The 5,801-nt window shown below is 37.8% G+C and carries 7 protein-coding genes; 1 reads left to right on the top strand and 6 read right to left on the bottom strand.

What is annotated here, in order from left to right; translation table 11 throughout:
- Positions 1–398 precede the first annotated feature (398 nt).
- The 3 genes from ACAN54_RS29865 to ACAN54_RS29855 all read right to left on the bottom strand — a co-directional run bounded on the left by ACAN54_RS29865 (position 399) and on the right by ACAN54_RS29855 (position 2,572).
- Positions 399–902: a hypothetical protein gene (locus ACAN54_RS29865; RefSeq protein WP_379164485.1), complete on the bottom strand. Its 504-nt coding sequence runs from the start codon at positions 900–902 to the stop codon at positions 399–401.
- A 210-nt stretch (positions 903–1,112) separates the two neighbouring features.
- Positions 1,113–1,472, bottom strand: a complete 360-nt coding sequence (locus tag ACAN54_RS29860) for a hypothetical protein (protein WP_379164483.1) — start codon at positions 1,470–1,472, stop codon at positions 1,113–1,115.
- Positions 1,473–1,930: 458 nt separating this feature from the next.
- A complete protein-coding gene (locus ACAN54_RS29855) occupies positions 1,931–2,572 on the bottom strand; it encodes a hypothetical protein (protein WP_379164480.1) in 642 nt (213 codons plus the stop codon).
- Positions 2,573–2,862: 290 nt separating this feature from the next.
- Between ACAN54_RS29855 and ACAN54_RS29850 the strand changes: the two genes are divergently transcribed.
- Positions 2,863–3,339 (top strand): staygreen family protein, encoded by a 477-nt coding sequence (locus ACAN54_RS29850; RefSeq protein WP_379164478.1) that lies wholly within the window; start codon positions 2,863–2,865, stop codon positions 3,337–3,339.
- Positions 3,340–3,664: 325 nt separating this feature from the next.
- On the opposite strand, the gene ACAN54_RS29845 is transcribed toward ACAN54_RS29850, so the two are convergent.
- From ACAN54_RS29845 to ACAN54_RS29835, 3 genes are all read right to left on the bottom strand, one after another.
- Positions 3,665–4,222, bottom strand: coding sequence for a DEAD/DEAH box helicase family protein (locus ACAN54_RS29845; protein ID WP_379164475.1), 558 nt, complete (start codon positions 4,220–4,222; stop codon positions 3,665–3,667).
- A gap of 170 nt (positions 4,223–4,392) precedes the next feature.
- A complete protein-coding gene (locus ACAN54_RS29840) occupies positions 4,393–4,581 on the bottom strand; it encodes a hypothetical protein (RefSeq protein WP_379164473.1) in 189 nt (62 codons plus the stop codon).
- 72 nt (positions 4,582–4,653) lie between these two features.
- Positions 4,654–5,184 (bottom strand): hypothetical protein, encoded by a 531-nt coding sequence (locus ACAN54_RS29835; RefSeq protein WP_379164470.1) that lies wholly within the window; start codon positions 5,182–5,184, stop codon positions 4,654–4,656.
- Positions 5,185–5,801: the final 617 nt, after the last annotated feature.

The raw sequence follows: 5,801 nt of genomic DNA, 5'->3' as shown, positions 1-5,801 counted from the left end.
GACCTCATCGGCACATCCAACAAGCATCAAAACCAGTATCCCCAATATATTAATTAAGCTTGTAACCCTTCTCATTAATTCATCGCCCCCCACATAAGTTAGACGTCCCAATTCTCTGGTGGGTTGCGCTAAACTGTCCGTCAGTTGAAAAAAGGCAGTCGATCCACTGACCGGCTGCCTTTGTGTCGCTATTAACTTTGCGTTTCCCGTTAGGGAGTTCAATAGATTTAAACACTGTTCATGCATTCACCGGTTTGTATATTTTTTTGCCTCAACGTCCTTACAATCCCATGAGCCTACAGGCCATTTTTCAGCTTCAATCCATATATAACGCTTCGAAAAGCACATGGACAATCTCCTATATTAGGTTGTATTTGAGCTATCATTCTCCCGTAAGTTCAATCATTACTAAGCCATGGTTTTTCACGCCAAACAGACTTCCGGGCAACGAGCATAGTACGTTTATTCTTGTGCATGAACATTTCATCTGGACCATCGTTGTACATATCAATCAGATGATCAGGTATAATGGCTGCATCAAAAGTCCATAAGTCCTCTTTTGTATAGCATACTAAAGCTTCCCATGGTGTTCCGTCCGTCACTTCGTTTGTGAAATACACGCCACTTTCTTTAAACTCCTCCGAAAATCTTGTCAACATTGCCCATAGTAAAGTCTTAAACTCATCTTTTAACTGCCCTGTCTTCCAATCCAGTTCGATTTCCTCTGTCCAAAATAGCAAGCTAACTTCAAGCCAAGACTCCTCAAGTTCCTTTATTACTTCTGGCGTCCATCCCATCACATAAGGACGGATATGAAGTTCAAAATCATTGCGAACGAATATTTGTGATTCAGCACCACCGCCAACATACATAAACCCATTATCCGAGACTTCCCACTCCAATTCCGATGTGAAGTGGCTTGAGTCGAGGTACAAGGAGCTTAGTACTTCTGCAAAATGATTGATAACCTCCTTAAAGTTATGTCGGTCTGCAACCCTTTAAAAAATACCACCCCGAGTTCGCCCTTTATTCCTTTTTACCTAACATCAGAAGGTTTAACTATCATGGGTAGGCTGAACAAGTATTCTCCGTTAACGTAACGATATAACGATTTACCTCTTTAATCCTAACGATGTTCCCCAAGAGGTTTTAATTGATGGTTTGGTCTGTAAAGCCAGTGGCAGCACAAAGTTTTCTTCATCAAACTCTAGGATAAGACATTCATAGTTATTTTCACGCTTTATTTGAATAGTGCTGATATTTTCTAAGCAGAAATTGTTTATTTCTTCATTGTTAAGATAAATTCTTAACTGGCCACTCCGGCTTGCTTCTTCAAGCTCGAATACAGCCTTTATATGATTTCTAACTATTTGGAATGAAATTGATGTATATTGCCATGGAACACCGTCATCGCTTAGCTCTGCTTCACATTCGAATAGGTATTCTAGTTCATACAGTTCAGGAGTTTTCATTGCTGGCCCCCAAAATCCATTTTTTAATGTTCACTCAATATTACCACATATTAGAACTACCTTGCCCTTTAGTCATGACTTAGCATACCTTGGATGAAATCTAAGGGGGCACCGTTATCAAGGAACTGGCATGCATAAGTAATTTCGGTTCTCCTAATTTTAGTGAAGGATTAGAAGTCAGATACGACTCTTCATATGCGTAACGGAAGAGAGAACGAACAAACCGAATTCTGTGACCCAGGCTGCTCGGCTTCAAACGATCAGCTTGTTTACCATGTACTCCTTCAACATGGTTAACGTTACCTCTGTGATATCGAGATTACCAAGCTCTTGCATCAACTACTCTACCGACGTAGCAGTGCTCGTTAGAATAAATGTGGCTGAATCTAACAACCCCGTTTTCATACGAATCCATGGAATGTTATTTATGATTACAGCTTAATCACACATTACCTACTCTAACCCCTTAAGCGTAATAACTCTATTTCTTGAAGAACTTTCTTTACATCACAGTTAGGATTTAAGATATTGATCATCTCTTCCGTAATGGGGAAATCATCGTATATTTTTGCAACAACATCTAATGATGGTGATAATTCAAAATAACCTATTGCAAATTCTACAAAATCCTCTGGTGTAAGGAATATACAGCCCACTAAAAATTCAGAACCATCGCTTTCACCTTTTGGAATATCAACTTTTCCCTTGTGCCAGTTAATGTCACTGTTTTTACGCCAAATACAAAAAGTCACATCGTCTTTTTCAATTGCATCATCTTCAAGCAAAGATAATAATTCCTTTGGAACGTCATCATAAATCCCTTGATATACTTTATGTTCATCTTGCGCATATGGGCTTAATTCAGATTCATGATCGAAGCCTTTTATTATAGAGCCTTCAGAGGAAAACAAAATAAGTAGATGATCACCTGCTCCATTATCTATTTTCGCCATACAGACATCCTCATCCCAATCTTGAACGAAGCTATGGTAACGAAGCCATTCATCTTGACAAAGAATAATATTTAATGATGCTTGGAATTTCATTAGCTTTTTTAAGATTATTGGATTTGGTAGACGCTCTAACACATTTACTTCCATGAATTCTCACCCTTTCATCTTTCTGTTTTGGCTGAAGCACATCCCGGTCGTACTGATCCAAGTGGTGGAAAGAGTCAAATCCAAACCCGGCGGCTACTACATTCATACCCTTCAATACCGGTTAAGATTTAAAGCGTAATAAAGAAAACCAACTTATACGATATTCAATCCCCACGCATTCACCATAATCATGCGACGGATCTAGGGCATCAACACAGTCAACTAGTCATTGAACCACATAAAGTAATTTGACTAGGACTCAGACTACTGACCTAAAAGGGGGGTTATACATGTCTGTTTTTGACCCAAGGAAACTGTCCATAAACCTAATTCCACCTGCTACTTCCTCCAAACCATTAGAAGGAAGGAAATATACTCTCACGCATTCGGATATTACTGCACAATTATTTTTGGATATTGGATATGTGTACAACTATAAGTCCATTAATCCCAAAATGCGTGATGAAGTATTAGCGGAGTGGAAAAAAGATTCACATGGTCGAATGAATTTAATAGGAAGCGCATATGTAGATGATGGTGAATTCAATCAAAAAGTTGCAGACATCCGTTTCAGTGTGTTCAAAAAAGAAATGTCTACTGCTATCAAAGGAATGGTGTATGGGGACCGGACATTTTACGAACACTATCCATCCCTCCTTGACTCCCCCATTTTTGTTCATTTTTTATCCAGTTACCCACAATATAGGAAGATTGCATACTATGGTACACCGCGTCTCTATTTAAACCAAATCTACATCAGTATATAAAGACGAAGTCGCTCCAAGTATCGGTGTGTTTTCACCACTCCCGAGTCGTATGCCCAACCCAACCCCTCCCAGTCCATTCACCTTTTTAAGCCTGCTACAGGATTTTCTATAAAAATCTTGCTGTTACTTATGATACGGTGATCTGTTGCTGGCCAGCTATTGAGATTTTTTACATCTTACCAAGGAGTCTTTTTGTTTCTCAAACCCGATATTTCTCCATAATAGGAATGCTGCCCGTTACTTCAATGGAAAAGGAAGCAACGCCGCGACGGCCTGCTCCCTTTTCTGGTTGAACTATAGTTCCCCGTTAGTTTAACAAGAATCGTTATAAAGCGAATCTATTTTTTATGATTTCAGCAACTTCACGAGCGTTGATTTTCGTATTGTTTATTCTCAAATAGTTTTCTTTTTTAATTTCTCCCTCTAACGAGTTCAGACGATGTTGCTCCATTGTCTGTTTTAGATCCTGTTCAGAGCGTGTGATATCTCTCTTTGTCGGTTTATGTTCAAGTCTATGGGGAGTCTTGTTACGCTCTATTCTCTTATCAAGATCAGCTTCTAGCTCCACAAAATAGACATCCGCACCTTGATCCTCAAATATTTTACAAGTTTTATCGACGTAATCCCAATCGCTCTGCAAATCGAATCCCCATACATATGTAAATATCATTCCATACATATTACTGGCGGCGGTTGCTTCAAATATATCCTGACGGAATTTATTCGATAATTCCCACATTTCATGACTGAAGCCAAAATAAGGAGCTAACAATTCTATCGTCATATGGTTGTGGAACAATTTCAAATCAGATATCCTTTCCAACTCATGCCCCACTGTCATTTTACCTACTGCCTGCGGGCCAAAAATCAAAACAAATTTCATGATATCACCATTTTTTGAAGTTTTTTAATCATAATACCACAATTGATCAAGTTTTATTGCACTAAACTGCCCTTTAGCTTAACAAAGCAGCCGATCATAATGTTTGGCTGCTTCCATTGTTTTATTGAGCTATAGTTTCCCGTTAGCTTAATCGAGGTACGTATCATTCCTCAATTACCTTCTTTAAAATCAGTAACCGAGCGTTTGTCTTTCTCTCTTTGCTCAGCTTGCAATTTCTTGGCCATAGCAGCGATGCCAACATTTAGAGGATCACCGAATCTCAATTTCATTTCTTCTATAAGAGCTTGTTCATAGCGTTTATAGCGTTTCTCATTTTTTTTACGTTGCCTCTTTTTCACATCTTCCCCCTAACGTTCGCCGTTAGCATAATCATCAAAATAACCAACGTATACAAAATTCGATGTGATTTTTCAACTTTCACTTTGTGATGACACATACTTACGAAAATAATCAACAAATGGGGCATAAAGACTTCGAGTCTCTTGAAGTTCGTTCTTAAACTCTTCTTTAATAATCTCCACTTGTTTAATTTCCAACTCAAATGAGTATTCACTGTCTTCATAGTCATTGAGCATATAATAAAAATATTCACATTCATGTTTCACAGCTTGAGTTCCATCCGCAAAGTCACCGGAATTTTTCAAAAAAGATGCCCACGATAGTTCCTTGCGTTCATACCTTAAAAACAGACAGCCTAGATAATAATTATATAATGAATCTGGGAATGTTTCGAACGGCTCAGAAAAGGCGTAGTTATTTACAATTTTCACTGCGTCCCCAATATATTTTTTTGTTGCAAGTTCGACAATCCAGTACGGAGGTCTATCCATCTTTTCAATTACTTCATCACAAAATAAGAAATAGTGTTTGTACCAAATAAGATTAGATTCAAGCATAATGCCTATTTTTCTTGCGAATTGTTTGTTAAGTTCACACTTCATAAGTCACCTCCTAAAACCCTAATAGAAAAAATTCTTCGCTCAAAACCAATATCCCTTTCGTACTATCCTATCCGTTCTGTTAAGCTATCCTGCCTGTTACTTCAATGAAAAAAGCAGACTGCTCTTTACGCAATCGTTTCTCGTTAGTGCAATAACTGCCAATTATATTTTTTTCTCTTGTTTTCTTTCAATAAATATCCAAGTGTAATATATTAGCCAAAATACAATAGGAACTAAGAATACATACGGTCTCTGATTTGCTGGAAGAAAGTAAAATAGAAATAGCCCAATTATTAACGTTGGTGGCATTAGTATAAAATACTTCTTCTTATGCAAATTCTCCCCCTCAAATTTCTTCACCATCTCTATATAGCCAATCATAACCAACACATATCAATAATACCATTTTAACCCAAATAGGAGGAGTACATTTTTGTCCTCTCTGATTAGTTCTTATTCAACTAATCTGCCCTTTATTTCAATGGAAAAAGCAGATTGCATCAGCAGTCTGCTCTTTACGCTAACGTTTCCTGTTAGTCAGTAAATTACTATATTTTATCTTCCAGTTTTCTAACCATTCTTGATAACTCTTTCGAGTTACTTCCTCTAATGTTTTT

The organism is Paenibacillus diazotrophicus (assembly GCF_042610465.1).
The sequence above is the reverse complement of the archived record's forward strand: the minus strand, read 5'-3'. Positions and strand labels throughout refer to the sequence as shown.

Coding starts and splice junctions, on each gene's coding strand:
- ACAN54_RS29860 (WP_379164483.1), bottom strand. CDS start 1,472: ATGAAAACTCCTGAACTGTATGAACTAGAATACCTATTCGAATGTGAA.
- ACAN54_RS29855 (WP_379164480.1), bottom strand. CDS start 2,572: ATGGAAGTAAATGTGTTAGAGCGTCTACCAAATCCAATAATCTTAAAA.
- ACAN54_RS29850 (WP_379164478.1), top strand. CDS start 2,863: ATGTCTGTTTTTGACCCAAGGAAACTGTCCATAAACCTAATTCCACCT.
- ACAN54_RS29845 (WP_379164475.1), bottom strand. CDS start 4,222: ATGAAATTTGTTTTGATTTTTGGCCCGCAGGCAGTAGGTAAAATGACA.
- ACAN54_RS29835 (WP_379164470.1), bottom strand. CDS start 5,184: ATGAAGTGTGAACTTAACAAACAATTCGCAAGAAAAATAGGCATTATG.